At 36.0% G+C, this 15,858-nt stretch carries 14 protein-coding genes; 6 read left to right on the top strand and 8 right to left on the bottom strand.

The window, feature by feature from the left end; genetic code table 11:
- Positions 1-5: 5 nt before the first annotated feature.
- From BN1354_RS03570 to BN1354_RS03595, 6 genes are all read right to left on the bottom strand, one after another.
- Complete coding sequence (locus BN1354_RS03570) at positions 6-509, bottom strand: acyl-CoA carboxylase biotin carboxyl carrier protein subunit (RefSeq protein ID WP_053826248.1); 504 nt, start codon at positions 507-509, stop codon at positions 6-8.
- Positions 506-2,011, bottom strand: coding sequence for an acetyl-CoA carboxylase biotin carboxylase subunit (gene accC / locus BN1354_RS03575; protein WP_045089676.1), 1,506 nt, complete (start codon positions 2,009-2,011; stop codon positions 506-508). Before accC ends, BN1354_RS03570 begins: the two co-directional genes overlap by 4 nt.
- Before the next feature lie 94 nt (positions 2,012-2,105).
- Positions 2,106-5,189 carry an SbcC/MukB-like Walker B domain-containing protein gene (locus BN1354_RS03580; RefSeq protein WP_053826249.1) on the bottom strand — a complete coding sequence of 1,028 codons (3,084 nt, stop codon included), beginning with the start codon at positions 5,187-5,189 and terminating at the stop codon, positions 2,106-2,108.
- On the bottom strand, positions 5,186-6,412 hold the full coding sequence (locus tag BN1354_RS03585) for a metallophosphoesterase family protein (protein ID WP_053826250.1): 1,227 nt from the start codon (positions 6,410-6,412) through the stop codon (positions 5,186-5,188). Before BN1354_RS03585 ends, BN1354_RS03580 begins: the two co-directional genes overlap by 4 nt.
- 316 nt (positions 6,413-6,728) lie before the next feature.
- The gene (locus BN1354_RS03590; protein WP_045090901.1) at positions 6,729-7,976 is read right to left on the bottom strand and encodes an ABC transporter permease; all 1,248 of its coding nucleotides are present in this window, start codon (positions 7,974-7,976) and stop codon (positions 6,729-6,731) included.
- Between the two features lie 7 nt (positions 7,977-7,983).
- The gene (locus tag BN1354_RS03595; RefSeq protein ID WP_045089673.1) at positions 7,984-9,183 is read right to left on the bottom strand and encodes a pyridoxal phosphate-dependent aminotransferase; all 1,200 of its coding nucleotides are present in this window, start codon (positions 9,181-9,183) and stop codon (positions 7,984-7,986) included.
- A gap of 163 nt (positions 9,184-9,346) precedes the next feature.
- On the opposite strand from BN1354_RS03595, the gene BN1354_RS03600 reads away from it, so the two are divergent.
- Positions 9,347-10,150 carry a glycoside hydrolase family 16 protein gene (locus BN1354_RS03600; RefSeq protein WP_045089672.1) on the top strand — a complete coding sequence of 268 codons (804 nt, stop codon included), beginning with the start codon at positions 9,347-9,349 and terminating at the stop codon, positions 10,148-10,150.
- A 25-nt stretch (positions 10,151-10,175) separates the two neighbouring features.
- On the opposite strand, the gene queF is transcribed toward BN1354_RS03600, so the two are convergent.
- A complete protein-coding gene (gene queF / locus BN1354_RS03605; protein ID WP_053826251.1) occupies positions 10,176-10,634 on the bottom strand; it encodes a preQ(1) synthase in 459 nt (152 codons plus the stop codon).
- Between the two features lie 21 nt (positions 10,635-10,655).
- Complete coding sequence (gene queC, locus BN1354_RS03610; RefSeq protein ID WP_053826252.1) at positions 10,656-11,318, bottom strand: 7-cyano-7-deazaguanine synthase QueC; 663 nt, start codon at positions 11,316-11,318, stop codon at positions 10,656-10,658.
- Positions 11,319-11,805: 487 nt separating this feature from the next.
- On the opposite strand from queC, the gene BN1354_RS03615 reads away from it, so the two are divergent.
- The 5 genes from BN1354_RS03615 to pstB all read left to right on the top strand — a co-directional run bounded on the left by BN1354_RS03615 (position 11,806) and on the right by pstB (position 15,857).
- A complete protein-coding gene (locus BN1354_RS03615) occupies positions 11,806-12,159 on the top strand; it encodes a hypothetical protein (RefSeq protein WP_045089669.1) in 354 nt (117 codons plus the stop codon).
- A 109-nt stretch (positions 12,160-12,268) separates the two neighbouring features.
- Positions 12,269-13,330: a phosphate ABC transporter substrate-binding protein PstS gene (pstS, locus tag BN1354_RS03620; protein WP_053826253.1), complete on the top strand. Its 1,062-nt coding sequence runs from the start codon at positions 12,269-12,271 to the stop codon at positions 13,328-13,330.
- A gap of 24 nt (positions 13,331-13,354) precedes the next feature.
- Positions 13,355-14,212 carry a phosphate ABC transporter permease subunit PstC gene (pstC, locus tag BN1354_RS03625; RefSeq protein ID WP_045090900.1) on the top strand — a complete coding sequence of 286 codons (858 nt, stop codon included), beginning with the start codon at positions 13,355-13,357 and terminating at the stop codon, positions 14,210-14,212.
- The gene (gene pstA / locus BN1354_RS03630) at positions 14,209-15,084 is read left to right on the top strand and encodes a phosphate ABC transporter permease PstA (RefSeq protein WP_045089667.1); all 876 of its coding nucleotides are present in this window, start codon (positions 14,209-14,211) and stop codon (positions 15,082-15,084) included. The genes pstC and pstA overlap by 4 nt, the downstream gene beginning before the upstream one ends.
- Positions 15,072-15,857, top strand: a complete 786-nt coding sequence (gene pstB, locus BN1354_RS03635; RefSeq protein WP_197271967.1) for a phosphate ABC transporter ATP-binding protein PstB — start codon at positions 15,072-15,074, stop codon at positions 15,855-15,857. The genes pstA and pstB overlap by 13 nt, the downstream gene beginning before the upstream one ends.
- The last annotated feature ends 1 nt before the right edge of the window (position 15,858 follow it).

A 15,858-nucleotide genomic window follows, 5' to 3' on the forward strand; every position in this document is an offset into this window, starting at 1 on the left:
TCTTTTTAATTGGTTTTAAAAGTAATGAGCAGCTGATCTCTGACTACCGAATCACCCTCTTCAATATGGATCTTCTCAACAATAGCATCCTGTGCGGCAGTATAAGTGCTCTGCATCTTCATTGCTTCTACAACAATTAGTGGATCTCCCTGTTTAACCTCCATATTTTCATACACTAAAATCTTAATCACTTTTCCTGGCATTGGAGAGATTATCGTCTCCTGTACTTCATCTGTTGAGGACTGCCTGCCTCGGAGATATTTTTTCTGAGGATTTGACAGTTCAATGTCAAAATGACGAAAATTAGTGGTTATTGTATATTTACCATCTGAATGACTGACAGCTTCAGCATTATAAGATCTCCCTTCATGAATTATTGAACAAAATCCACTCTCTGACATTACAACATCAATATCATATATTTTTCCATCTACAGAAATCTCCACCTTATTACCATCTTTGGATATCAGTTCAACATCACGTATCCTGTTTTCAATTTTGGCTCTCATATTCTTAAAACTCCTTTTTGTTTTCCAAATGCACGCCACTTACTTATGGGCTGGTTGTCATTTGCAGCAACTGGTGTATCGTTATTGTTTACTACATAATCAATATAAGCTGCAATAATAGCCATATCCTCTATCTCATCTTCCAGTACATTCCCTTTTTGAAGTTTATTGGTATTCTCATCTATAAAATGGGTGGTGTAATTTCCCTGTACAAATTCAAGATTGTCCATAATACGACGCAGATAATCAATATTGGTTTTAACACCGGTAATCTTATATTCATACAACACTCTTCTCATACGTTCTAGTGCGACATCTCTGTTGGTTGCCCATACTATAAGTTTGCTTATCATTGAATCGTAGAAGATAGAGATTTCGTAACCTGCATATATATGTGTATCAATTCGTACCCCTAAACCCTTGGGAGTTTGAATAGAGTGTATTACGCCAGGTGAAGGGGCAAAATTGTTCTCTGTATCCTCAGCATAAATTCGGCATTCTATCGCATGGCCACGCTGATGCAGCTGATTCTGTCTGAAGCTGATTTTTCTTCCGTTTGCTATATTTATCTGTTCTTTAACGATGTCAACACCAAGTACCTCCTCAGTTATAGGATGTTCAACCTGTAATCTGGTATTCATCTCCAGGAAATAAAAATTCATATCATTATCCACCAGAAACTCAATAGTGCCGGCACCCACATAGTTGATAGATTTAGCTGCTTTTACTGCAATTGCACCCATCGCCAAGCGAGTTTTTTTATCAATAAATGGGGAGGGGCTCTCTTCAATTATCTTTTGATGACGACGCTGAACTGAACATTCACGGTCGTACAGATGCACCACATTACCATGAGTATCACCCAAAAACTGTATCTCCACATGGTGGGGCGATTCAATATATTTTTCGATGTAAACAGAATCGTTCCCGAATGAAGCCATCGCTTCAGACTTAGCAGCATCGTAAGCTTCCTGCAGGTGCTTCTCTTTATAAACAAGTCGCATACCCTTACCACCTCCGCCTGCTGTTGCCTTAATAATAACCGGGAAACCAATTTTACGACAAACTCTGAACAGATCCTTTGGCTTCAGATCCTCAGATGTACCGGGAACTACCGGTACTTTTGCCTCTATCATTTTCTTTCGTGCCGATATCTTATCGCCCATTGCCTCAATACTTTCTGCCGAAGGACCTATAAAAATAATTCCTTCCTCTTTACAGCGACGGGCAAATTCAGCATTCTCGCTAAGAAAACCATAACCTGGATGAATAGCATCCGCTTTAAATTTCTTGGCTGCATCAATAATTTTCTCAATATTCAGGTAACTGTCAGCAGCAGACGCAAGACCTATTTTTACTGCTTCATCAGCATAGGCTACATGTCTAGATGTTCTGTCTACTTCTGAATAAACGGCAACAGTCTGTATGCCCATTTCTTTACATGTTCGCATAACACGCACAGCAATTTCACCACGGTTTGCGATTAGTATTTTCTGTATCATTTATTTTTAATATACGCCTTAATGATTTTTTTTAAAGGAACATATTATGAACAAATATTTATACTATTTGTTTGCATCGGATACAGTTTTAGTACTACTCTTCCCAACTGTAATGAACAATACTGCCTCTTTCTGAACTATTTTCAATGCGTAGATGAACTTCAATTTCCTGTTGCATTTCTTCAACGTGTGAAATAATGCCTACAGTTCGATTTTCCTTTCGTAGTGTTTTTAAAGTGTCAAGAACCACACTTAAAGCCTCTCTGTCCAACGATCCGAATCCTTCGTCCAGGAAGAAGAAGTTCTGATGCGACTGAGTTATCTTCTGAATGTTATCAGCCAGAGCCAGAGCCAGTGATAATGAGGCCTGGAACGTTTGCCCTCCTGAGAGAGTCTTAACACTTCTCTCTTTACCACCATTCATATAATCTCTTATCTGGAAGTTATTTTCCGGGGTTATTTCCAGACTAAGTTTTTGTCTTGTTAACTGGAAGAACCTGTCATTCGCTGCATTACAAAGGTTTTGTAAATAAACAGATGAAATATAGTTTACAAATCCACTGGCTTTGAACAGACTTTTCATCGTCTTCAGATTCTCAGATCTATGCTCAACATCTTCAAGTTCTTTGCGCAATTGATTATGGATTTCTATATTTTTCTTTAAGTTTTTCAAATTAATTTCAATCTCAACTCTTTCTTTAATGAACATATCCAGCTGATCATTAATCAACCTGATTTCACTGTTCAATTTATCATGATAAACCTTATCATATATTTGCCCTCCAACCTCTTTATTAATATGTTCAAATGAAGTACGGTTTTCCAAAAGAGTTTTATAAAACTGATCAACTCTTTTTTTCTCGTTTTGAATATTAATTGACTCAGATAAAATTGTTTTAACCTCTTCAACAGATTTAAAGTCAGAATTTGCCAACTCCGAATCAATATCTTTCTCTATTTTCACAATAGCAGACTTCTCTTTCTCTAATTCAATAACATTAGTATCCAGTCTTCCTTTTAATAAATCTCTCTTTTTTCTTTCTTCCTGAAGATTGTCATTATCTATTGTATAAGCTTTTTCAATTCGGTCATGTTCTTTAATTAATTTAGTCTGTTCTTCATAAATCGCAACTTCATTCAACTCGTTATATTTTTCAACCTCAATTATCCTCAATTGTCCTTTTAAAGTCTGCAATTCAGTCTTATCTTCTGTTAGCTCCTTTCTCAGATTTTCAAGCTTCACCCTTGCAAGCTCAAGAGTTTTTTCGAGATTCTTAATTTCTTTGGCTTTCTCTTGTAGTTCCAGTTCACATGATTTAATCTTAGCCTGTTTAAGCTCCATCTCACTGAAAGCGGAATCAAGTTCTTCAACCTTCCTGAACTTATCCCAAACAAATAATTTTAAATGAACTGATAAGTTGTTGGTAATTTGATTTTTAGATTTACTTAATTCTTCTAGATGATATACTGTTTCGTTGTAACCTGCTTCAATTAAATTCAATTGCCTTATTATTGAGGAAGTGGTATCAAACTCTTTTTCTAATTCAGTCTTTTCTGTATTGATACTCTCCAGATGCTCTTCTATATCCTCGCTTCTGAATATATCGGGGTGATGCAGAGAACCGCAAAGAGGGCAGGGCGAATTTTCCTGCAGGTTTTCAGCATAAGCTCCCAATTTGGCTTTAACTAAAACATGACCTTCCTGATCTCTGAATTCACTCTGTCTCTTTTTAATATTATCAAGAGATATTTCGAGATAATGATAATAGTCATCAAAACTCATATCTGCTGAAATCTCACCTTTTTGTATGTAGTCCTTGAGCAGAATATTTTTCTTATTGATTAATTCATTCTGTTTAGCTTTATACTTATCTATTTCTCTGTTAATATCTGAAATCTGTCGCTCAATTAAATTCTTTTCATTGTACCAGTTTCTGATATTTGATAATAAAGCTATATCAGGTAAGTTTTTTCTTAACTCAGTTAAGTTGACATCAAGTTTGTCATTCTCTTCTTTTAAATCTCCAACATTCCGTTCGGTTTTTTTCCAGAAATCAGCTCCCTTTTCAACTCTCGATTCAAGTTCCTTTACACTTTTATCAAGCTGTTTTATTTTAAGTAATGTATCAAGTTCATCAGCTTTACGTTTTAGTTCATCTCTTTTTTCATACAGAGGTTTTAGATCACCTAACTCTTTCTCCAGCTTTTTTATATTTTTGTTAAGAGTTTCAAGTTTAATTTTGTCAGATTCAATTAGTTCACTGCGAGACTGAACTTTACTCCGATATTCCTTTAATGAGTCGAGCAGATGCTTGAAGCTCATAGCGCATAATTCGTATCTTTCAATCTCTATTTTAAGTTGTTTATATTCAGGTTCCTGTTTAATTAATACATTCAAATTACGTTCAGCCTTATCTCTCTTTTGAATCAACTCCATGATTTTCCTGAGCTCTTCCTCTTCCTTTTTAAGTCCGGCAACTTTATCATTAAGCTCACCAATTATTTTATCAAGATCTAAAAGTTTTTTACTGTATATGTTAATTTGTTCAGGATCAATCTGCCCTAACTGCTGAAGCTGGCCATCCAAATGGTTTTTCCTGTTGTTGTTTTTACTTTCCAGAGAAACCACTTTATGGAAAAATTCATACTTCTGAAGATTGAATAGCTCCTTCATCATAGTGGTTCTATCTTTATTACCAAGTTGAAGAAACTCCTGAAATTGTCCTTGGGGAATTATTATAGTACGTTTGAAATTTACATAATTAAGACCAATTGCTTTTTCCAGCTCACTAATTTCTACAGGAATCCATTCATTTCCCATTTTTCTGTAAGCAGTATGGTCTAACGTTTTAACCTCCTCAAATCGTTTTCTATTTCGTTTCCCCTTTACAATTGCGCGGTACGAATTACTATCTTTTCCGGTTTCAAAAATAAAATCGATTAATAACTCGTCAGATTTCAGGTTCATCATGTTGTAGTATCGATTATCACCTGAAATATTCAGTTTATCAGTTTTACCATATATAGCATAAGTAATAGCCTCTAATATAGATGATTTACCACTTCCAACAGTTCCGAAGATACCAAACAGTCCTGCATCAGTCAACTTTCTAAAATCTATCGTCTGCCTCTTCTGGTATGAATATAATCCTTCAATTGTTAATTCTATAGGTATCATTCTTCTTCCTCCTCTGCCAATATTTCTCTGAAAATGCTCATTATATCTTCACTCGGAGCTTGACCTTTCTCATGAGTAAAATAGTCACTGAATAGCTCTTCCATACTTCTGTTCAAATCTATCTGCTTATGCCTGTTCTCTACTTTTAAATCCTCGCTAATCACCTCTGGAATTATCGTTACTATACCCTGATGAGCAGAATTCAACTTTCTTCTGTCTAAAGGAGTTATAAAAGTATCCGTAACCAGTGTCAACTCCACCAATGCATTTTGATTTTCTGAGAGCCATTCAATAGCCTCATCAATTCCGTTGACACGTTTTCTTAGAAGAGGTCTCACTGTAGATAGTTCAATCTCTCTTATTTCAGCTTTTTCACCAGGCAATATGTCAGCAATCAGAACAAACTTCTTCTGATTAGCCTCTGAAAAGCTGTAAGAAATTGGGCTGCCACTGTAATAAACAGGTGAAACAGAATCATCCACTTTATGCATCCTGTGCAGGTGTCCCAGTGCTGTATATTGAATCTGTTTAGGGATATTTTGAGTAAATATTGCTTGAGCTCCACCAACATGCAGTATAGGTTTTTCATCCTCAGGTTCCTCAGGGATGGGGCCGCCTTTTTTTATCATAAAAAGATGTGAAACTAGAATGTTAACACCGCTGTTGTCACAATACCTGTCTGCAATATTCTTCCAATGATCTTCAAGTACTCTGCGAAGTTCAGAATCAATATCTTCTGCATTAAGGAACTGTTTGAGTCTATATTCATTAGCATAAGGAGTGACCAATATTCTGACAGGGAAATCAATTTCTGCAAGCATCAATTCAATAAAACCCTTATCAACGCAAGAGATCTTAACACCAGTTTCAAGATGAAAAACAGGTACAACTGATTTAGGATAGCCCACAAAAATAATTCCACACTCCCGTGCCAAAGGATCTGGAGCTTCTATCCTGTCAGGAGAGTCATGATTACCAGCAATAGCTAATACAGGTCGCCTTCCCCCGTTAGATAATCTCTTTAATGTTTTATAGAATAGATCCACCGCCTCCGTAGGTGGATTAAACGTGTCAAACAGATCCCCCGATACAAGTACTATATCAACATGCTCACGATCTGCAATTTCACAAATCTCGTTCATTACAACAAATTGCTCATCCAGTCTGGAAAAATCCTCCAGACGTTTACCCAAATGCCAGTCAGCTGTGTGTAGTATTCTCATTCTAATAAGTTATTATCACAAATATAACATTTACCTATCGATTTAATGAGAATACTTTCAGTAAAAAAGATTCTTAATTCTTGCTCATCGCATGAAGTTTTCATTGGTAAATAAAGGGTTGTCTCCTCTTAACCAGATAATTAAAGATGGTTTTAAAGGTGACAGTTAAGTATTCGGGTGTAGCCAAGCGTAAAGATGGGGAAGCATCTATTGAATTGAGTGACAATTGGAATTTTGAGGACACTCATATTTGGATATATCTTACATCGAGTGACAGACAGATCAATTCTGACAGTATATGTGTAAAATGAATATTCTATTCGAACTTGATTGATTTTGAAGGAGTTATCCTGGCAACCAGGTAAGAAGGGCCAATCATCATCAGTAATGATACCAATAGTGTACCTATGTTGAGTAGTATAATGTAAATCACGTTTAGATCAACCGGTACTGCTGATAGATAATAGGTCGAAGGGTCAAGTTTAAGTATATTGAACTGGTGTTGTATAATACAAAAAACAAGAGCAATAATATTGCCCCAGAGCATTCCTTTTCCAATAAGAAATGCGGAGAGGTAAAGGAATACTTTGCGGATACTGAAGTCTCTAGCGCCAATTGATTTCAGAATACCAATCATATTTGTTCTCTCCAGTATTATAATCAATAGCCCCGAAATCATGGTGAAGCCTGATACTATCAACATTAGTATAATGATTACCCACACATTCATATTAAGGAGCTCAAGCCAGTTGAAAATCATTGGGTTAATATCTTTAATAGATCGTGTATAGAGTGCATTTCCAAAACGATCTTTATAAGAAGACATCTCGAAGAACAGATTCTGTGCTGTCACATCCAGATTGTCATAATCCTTGACAAGCACTTCAATGCCACTCGCCATATCGTCATCCCATTCATTAAGGTTTCCAAGAATGATTTTCTCTGTCAGTATAAAGAGTTGATCATAATCTTCAAAATTTGTTTCGTAAATACCAGTAATATCAAAACGACGGGCACGTACGGGCTCCTGAACGAAGTAACAGGTGAATCTATCACCAGTTTTCAACTGAAGCTTATCAGCTATGCTTTTAGATATAATTGCCTGATTGGCCGAAGTTGTATCATCAGGATTAATTATATCACCTTCAAGAAGATTGGTCCTGAAAAAATCCCAGTTATAGCTGTCAGAAACCCCTTTGAGAACTACACCAAGGAAGTCGTCATCGGTCTTTATTATAGCCGGTTTAGTAATAAACTCCTGAACATGACTTATTTCAGGATTTGAATAAAGTATATTGATAAGAGTATCCGATATTGCTATAGGTGTGTGCTCGTATGAAACATTGCTCTCGAAAGCTGTTATCTGAATGTGCGACCCAAAACCTATTACTTTACCGCGAATCTCTTTTTTGAATCCTACTATAATACATACAGCCACAATCATTACTGCCAGTCCCAATGATATTCCGGCAATAGCAATTTTAATAGCAGGCGAAGAAACCTGTTTGTCAAGTTTCTTCTCCCCTTTATAAATCCTTCTTGCTATGAAAAGTTCCGAATTCATTTTTGTTTTACATACACACATTCTTATACTCTTCCAACGCTTTTTCGAGTACTGTAAGCGCTTTGTCAAGGTCTTCAGTATTAAGTACATATGCTATTCTAACCTCATTGGTGCCCAAACCAGGTGTTACGTAAAAACCGGTAGCAGGAGCCATAAATATAGTTTGTCCCTCATAGCGGAAATCCGACAAACACCATGCACAAAATTTATCAGCATCATCAATAGGCAGCCTTGCAAGAGTATAGAAAGCACCTTGAGGCATTGGTGAATATACACCAGGTATTTTGTTAAGGCGATCGATTAGAAAATCACGTCGACTCTTATACTCCTTGAAATTACGCTGCATATAACTGCTGTCTTCGCTAAGCGAGGCGTTTGCTGCTATCTGACCAATCAGAGGAGGACTTAGTCTTGCCTGGCAAAACTTCATTACTGTATCATGAAGTTTTATGTTTTTTGTTATTAATGCACCTATTCTGATCCCGCATTCACTATAACGTTTTGAGACTGAATCTATAAGTACAACATTCTCTTCAATACCTTCCAGGTGGCATGCCGAAATATATGGTGTATCGTTATAGATAAACTCTCTATATACTTCATCAGAAAAAAGATATAGATTATATTTTTTTACCAGTAACCTTATTTTCTCCATTTCCTGTGGAGTGTAAACATATCCTGTTGGATTATTTGGATTACATATAAGAATTCCTTTAGTGCGTTCATTGATAAGTTTTTCGAACTCCTCTATTTCCGGTAGTGCGAAGTTTGACTCCATATCAGAAGGAATTGTCCTTATTACTGCTCCTGCTGAGATTGCAAATGCCATATAATTTGCATATGCTGGTTCAGGTACAATAATCTCGTCACCCGGATTCAGGCAAGCCATAAATGCATATAATACAGCTTCAGAACCTCCTGCTGTTACGATAATTTCGTTGGGAGATAAATTAATGTTGAATTTTTTATAATATTCAACCAGATTCTTCCTGTAGAATAAATAGCCGTCGCTTGGACTATATTCCAGTGTGATGCGATCAATTGAGCGGATTGCATCTAATGCAGTTACAGGTGAAGGTAAATCGGGTTGTCCGATGTTCAGATGATACACTTTTACTCCCTCAGCTTTAGCTGCATCTGAGAGTGGTGCTAGTTTACGTATTGGTGAAGCGGGCATTTGATAACCACGCATTGAAATATCAGGCATAAAATAAAAAAATTAAGTAGCAAAGGTAATAAAAAAGTTTGCCTTTGGTTGCTTTTCGAATGATTAACACAAATTGAAAGAGATTGGGATTTTGTAAAATGTATTATGCTTACTTTTGTGCCTCAATTTATTATAAAGTAAATGTTATAGAGATTTCAAACTAATGAGAAAGTATTTAATAGCTATTTTAATAATTGCAACTGCAATTTTATCATCATGTTTCCGACAGTACAATAATGATGATACATATCGTAAAGGTTGGACACTTGCTTGGGAAGATGATTTTGATGAGTTTTCAAATGAGTCTGTATGGTCTAAAACACCAAGAGACAAACAACATTCGTTCAGATATATGAGTGATAGTGAGTCGCTTTACAAACTACAAGATGGCAATCTTGTGTTAAGAGGCATGCAAGACCCTGAAGGAAATGAAAAACTGCCTTTTATAACCGGAGGTATCTATACTCAGGCTTTTAAAGCAAACGAAACAAAAAGATTAGAAATAAGAGCCAGAATTAACCCTACATATGGTGTCACACCTTATATATCGCTTTTTCCAAATAATAGCTCAGAAAATATTGTAATAGATTTAATTGAGCAATATGATACTGATGAATTTATCTATCAGTCTGTAACTTCACAATATACAACAACAGAGGGAATGCCTGACAATCCTCCATCAAGTGCATTGGTTGGTGTTAATCCAATCGAATATCACATATATGGTGTTGAAAAATATCCAGATAGTGTGGTTTTTTATGTTGATGGCACACGTACAAAAAAATATCCCCGTATTCCAACAAAAATACCGGGACAATTTCCTTTTAACGATCTCGACTTTGATCTTTATATTGGTCTGAGACTGGACAAAGACACAGATCACGCAGGGCTACCTGTTGATTTCTATATTGATTGGGTACGATTCTATGAACCCAATTCAGTCAATTTAACTACCGATGAAAATTAGTTGAGAGTTTTTACTAAACCAATATTTACAGGGGGATAGAGTGATTCAACAGTCGCTCTTCCGCCATTTTTCCATACTTAGTACCCTCACGTCCCCAGTTTGCATATGGATATATGCTTATACCTCCACGTGGTGTAAATATACCTGTAACTTCAATATATTTTGGATTCATCAGATTTATAAGATCCTTCATTATAATATTGATGCAATCTTCATGAAACGCTCCATGGTTTCTGAAACTGAAGAGATATAGTTTTAAACTTTTACTCTCAACCATTTTAACATCTGGAATATAATCGATGCGAATGGTTGCGAAATCGGGCTGACCGGTTATTGGGCATAGACTGGTAAACTCAGGACAATCGAAAGTAACCCAGTAATCGTTCCCCTGATGTTTATTTTCAAATGCCTCCAGCATTTCAGGTGCATAATCCTGTTTATATTCTGTTTTGCCACCAAGATGGCTTAATCCTTTTATTTCCATATTATTTAGTAAATTATTGATTTAACGCTCTTCAAGATACTCTTTCAATCCTTTATTTCTTAATACACATGAAGGACAATGACCACAACCTTCTGCTATTATTCCATTGTAGCAAGTAAGAGTTTCATCTCTTACGATTTCAAATACACCCAGTTCGTCTGCCAGCTGCCACACCTCTTTTTTATTCCGCCACATGAGAGGAGTATGGATTACAAACTGTTTATCCATAGCAAGGTTAAGAGTAGCATTGGCCGATCTGATAAAAGTATCGCGGCAGTCTGGGTAACCACTGTAGTCAGCTTCCGAAACTCCGGTTACAATATGCCGTATGTTTTTTGCATAAGCGATAGTTGCTGCAAATGTTAAAAAGAGAAGATTCCTACCTGGTACAAATGTATTGGGATAGGAGTCAGCCGGTTTCTCTGAATCCATTTGCATTGAGAGGTTAGTAAGTGAATTGGGAGCTAATTGTGAAATAATTCCTGTATCCAGTAATTGGAAGGGAGTATCAGACATTTTAGCAATTCGTTCTGCATTTTTTATTTCCTGCGAATGTCTCTGTCCATAAGAAAAACAGAGTGCATATACATTCCTGAAATTATGTTTTGCCCAATAGAGACAAGTAGTTGAATCCTGACCACCTGAAAATAAAACAAGTGCGTCTTCATTAGAATAATCTTTCATTATACTTTGTTTTTTATGTGGTTCCCTAAGCTACACAGAAAAGTAAAACCTTTTCAATTGCAAAAATACAAAATTTAAACAGATAATCTTGAGGAGTTTTACACTAATCATTATCTATAATAATTTTAAAAGTATAAAAATGATTGTTTTTAGTATGAAATATAACCTGATTATGATGCTGTAATAAATAACTGCATCTGTTTAACTGTCTGTATATGGTTAGTTTATAATTTGTGCTAAATAAAATTATTTGATGTGGATATTGATTTAACTAAATAGAATGAACATGTTTTTGAACTCATTGTTATATTTTTCGGATAGGATGTTGCAAAAAAATATAAGCCGTCCAAATTTCACAATTAGGACGGCTCCACAATTAAGGTGTCATATAAAAATGACAGTGATACAAAAATAGTCAATTTTTGTATATAGTGCTTTTTTTGCTACCTATTATTTAGTTTTAATTGCTATAAAATGTTAATAAACCATGGACGATAATTTAATGAAACAGATCCTTGAGAATAATTCCAAGCTTAATAGCATGGCTAAAGCTATTCTGGTTAGATGGAAGTGGGATGATAATAAACATTATCGTATTTTCCTGGGTTTGCGACATGGCGGTACAAGGGAAACACAGTTCGATCTGGATCAAAAATATCCTGTTTATTCTGATGAGAAAATTACCCTGCTTTTACATGCAGACCAACTTGCCACATTAACTCGTGAAGAGAAGATTGATAAAATCCTACAACTTTTAGGTGATAGTTTGTGGAAATGGGATCCCTCAAAGAAAATTGAATTCAGTAATGTAGTAGAAAAATTTTTAGGTGCCAGAAAATAATACCTCAACAAACTTAACAAACTCGTAACATTTTCGTAATAGTATTGTAACTTTCAAATTGTACTTTTGTCATGATTCTTAAAAACAAGACAATTTAGGTTTATTTTTAATGAAGAAATTATTTCTATTTTTACTCTTCCCTATATTATTACAATCATGTTATAATAATTCAGCTACAGGAGGAAGTAGTTCGCGAAGTACCATATCAGGCGCAGGTGCTACTTTTCCGTATCCCTATTATAATATAGTTTTTAGAGATTTTATGCGGGCCAATGAAGATAAAACCGTTAATTATGGTGCAATTGGCAGTGGTGGAGGTATAAGAAGTTTAAGAGATCACTCTGTTGATTTTGGTGCAAGTGATGCTTTTCTAAATGAGAAGGAGATTGAATCGATGAATGCAGAGGTAATCCACATTGCAACTTGTATGGGTGGCGTGGTAATGGCTTATACTTTGGAAGGAATAGATAGTTTACGTTTGACTGGTCAACTTATTTCTGATATATATCTTGGTAAAATCAAAAAATGGAATGATCCTCTTATTAAAGGTGAAAATCCTGACATAAATCTGCCTGATCTTGAAATAACACCTGTTTACAGGTCGGATGGAAGTGGTACTACTTTTAACTTTTCGGAATATTTATCAGCAATCAGCCCTGAATGGAAAAGTATAGTGGGGATGGGAAAGTCGCTTAAATGGCCAGCTGGTATTGCTGCAAAAGGCAATCCGGGAGTGGCTGGAATAGTTCAGCAAACTGAAGGAGCTATTGGTTATATTGGTTCGGAATATGCACTGACTTTGAGATTACCAACAGCAAAATTGAAAAACAGAGCCGGTAATTATGTTGATGCAACACTGGAAACGATTTCAGCGGCAGCAAATGTTCCTCTTCCAGACGATATGAGAGCAACAATAACTGACTCAGACGACCCAAATGCTTATCCTATCAGCCTTTTTACATGGGTTCTGGTATATAAGAATCAGGACTATGATAACCGTTCGATGGAGGAAGCTGAGGATATTGTAAAGCTGTTGAATTATGTAATTAGTCCTGAAGGACAAAAAGTAGCGGCTCAAATTAATTATGCACCTTTATCGGAGCAGGCCCTCGAAAAGAATCGTAAACTAATAGATCAGATAAATTATAGTGGCTTATCAATTACTCCATAAAAATTGAAAGAACAACTTGGTGAAATGAGAGATAAGATATTCCGGTTTTTACTTTTTTTTGCTGCAGTTATTATTCTGTTATTAACAGCTGGTATTATATATGCATTGGTAAGTAGATCGACTGAAGCATTTCAGGAATATGGAGTATGGGGATTTATTTCCAATCCTGAGTGGGACCCGCGCCCGGCAACTGAAGAGTATGGTGCTTTGTCATTTATAGTTGGAACATTGTATACTGCATTCTTTGCATTATTTCTTTGTGTTCCTTTCTCTTTATCAGTAGCACTATTCAATGGTGAATATTTCAAAGGAAAGAAGATATCATCCTTTGTAAGGTCTATAGTTGATCTGCTTGCTGGTATACCTTCTATTGTTTATGGTCTTTGGGGATTTTATGCAGTAAGACCTTTAGTTATTGATTTGGGCATAAATGCACAGGGCTTTGGCATCTTCCTCTCATCAATAGTATTGGCAATAATGATTATTCCTTATGCATCGTCACTTAGTACAGAGTTTATTTCAATGGTACCAAATAAACTTAAGGAGGGAGCTTATAGTCTCGGAGCTACTCAGTTTGAAGTAATTCAGAATATTAGCATACCAACTGCAAGATCAGGTATTGTTGCATCATATATATTAGCTCTTGGAAGAGCATTAGGTGAAACTATGGCGGTTACAATGCTTATTGGTAATACTGACAGAGTTCCTAAGGGGCTGAGAGATACTGGTAATACTATGGCTAGTGTTATTGCCAACCAGTTTGGAGAGGCAGATGGAATAAAACTTAGTTCTCTGATTGCAATTGGACTTCTTTTATTTATTATTACAGCACTTATTAATATGGTTGCTAAGTTGGTAATGAAAAAATTAGCAAGTGTATGAGTTTAAAATCAAAATCATCAATAAATTCAAGAAAAGGAACAGACAAGCTTGTTTATTTCCTCGTTTGGCTGTTTTCGTTTTTTGCAATGATTCCGCTTTTCCTAATTTTATGGGATGTAGTCTCTAAAGGATATAAAAATTTTAATATCAACCTGTTCACAAAGGTTACTCCCTCTTCAATGGATGCTTTAATTGCAAATATGAATGGAGATCCCATTCCGGGAGGGGTTTTAAATGGTATTACCGGTTCAATCTTAATTGTAGGGTTAGCTATACTGATCTCAGTGCCACTGGGATTATTTATAGGCATTTACCTTTCTGATAACCGCGATAAAAAATTTGCAGGTTTTATTAGCTATTTAACAGATTTGCTTCAGGGAATGCCATCGATAGTGATTGGTATAATTGCATATGCCTGGGTTGTTAAACCTTTGGGGAGCTATTCAGCAATAGGTGGTAGTGTGGCATTAACTATGATGATGTTGCCTATGATAGTTAGATCCACCGAGGAGACAATGAAAATGTTACCACCATCGTTTAAAGAATCCGGATTGGCTTTAGGATCTTCATATACCAGTGTTGTTTTTAATATATTACTACCTTCCGGATTCGGAGGAATTTTTACAGGTATACTACTAGCAATATCAAGGGTATTGGGGGAAACAGCTCCATTGATGCTTACCGCACTTGGTGCATCTGTGGTTAACTGGAATATAACTGAACCAACCAGTGCATTACCACTTTTAATTTGGGATTTTTATAATGATCCAAATCTGGTAGAACTTGTATGGTCAACATCATTATTATTACTAATTGTCATATTTTGCTTGAACTGGATAGCTAAAATTGTAGCACGCAAATGGAAAATATAGAAAATACGAAAGAATTGAAACCTGTTCTTCAGTTGAAGAATGTCTCTGTCTCTTATAATCCTGGCACCTTCGCTGTAAAAAAAGTGTCAACGGATATTTATCCCAATACTATTACTGCAATTATGGGACCTTCAGGGTGTGGAAAGAGTACTTTGCTGCGTGCAATCAACCGCATGCATGATCTCTATTCTAATATCAAGACAACCGGAGAGATTATCCTGAAAGGAAAAGATATTTTAACAATGGACTCTATGGAAGTGCGCCGTCTTGCAGGTATGGTGTTTCAGCAACCTAATCCTTTTCCTACTATGAGTATATATGAGAATGTTCTTGCAGGATATAAACTTAACGGTATACGATTGAGTAAGAAAGAGAAAGATGAGATTGTAGAACAAAGTCTAAAGAGTGTTGCATTGTGGGATGAGGTTAAGGATGTAATGAGCAAGAGAGGTTCTTTTCTGTCAGGGGGGCAGCAGCAACGACTCTGTATTGCACGTGCTTTAGCGCTAAAACCGGAAGTATTGCTGATGGATGAGCCTACTTCTGCGCTGGACCCTATCTCCACAAACAAAATTGAGGAGTTATTGTTGGAACTGAAGCAGAATTTTACTATTATTGTTGTTACTCACAACATGTCACAAGCAGCACGTGTTTCGGACAACTCTATGTTTATGTATCTTGGTGAGCTGATTGAACATGGAAACACAACACAAATGTTTACTAAGCCTAAGAATAAACGTACAGAAGAATATCTGACAGGGGTTTTTGGTTAAC

This window comes from Lascolabacillus massiliensis (genome assembly GCF_001282625.1).
Lineage (GTDB): Bacteria > Bacteroidota > Bacteroidia > Bacteroidales > Dysgonomonadaceae > Proteiniphilum > Proteiniphilum massiliensis.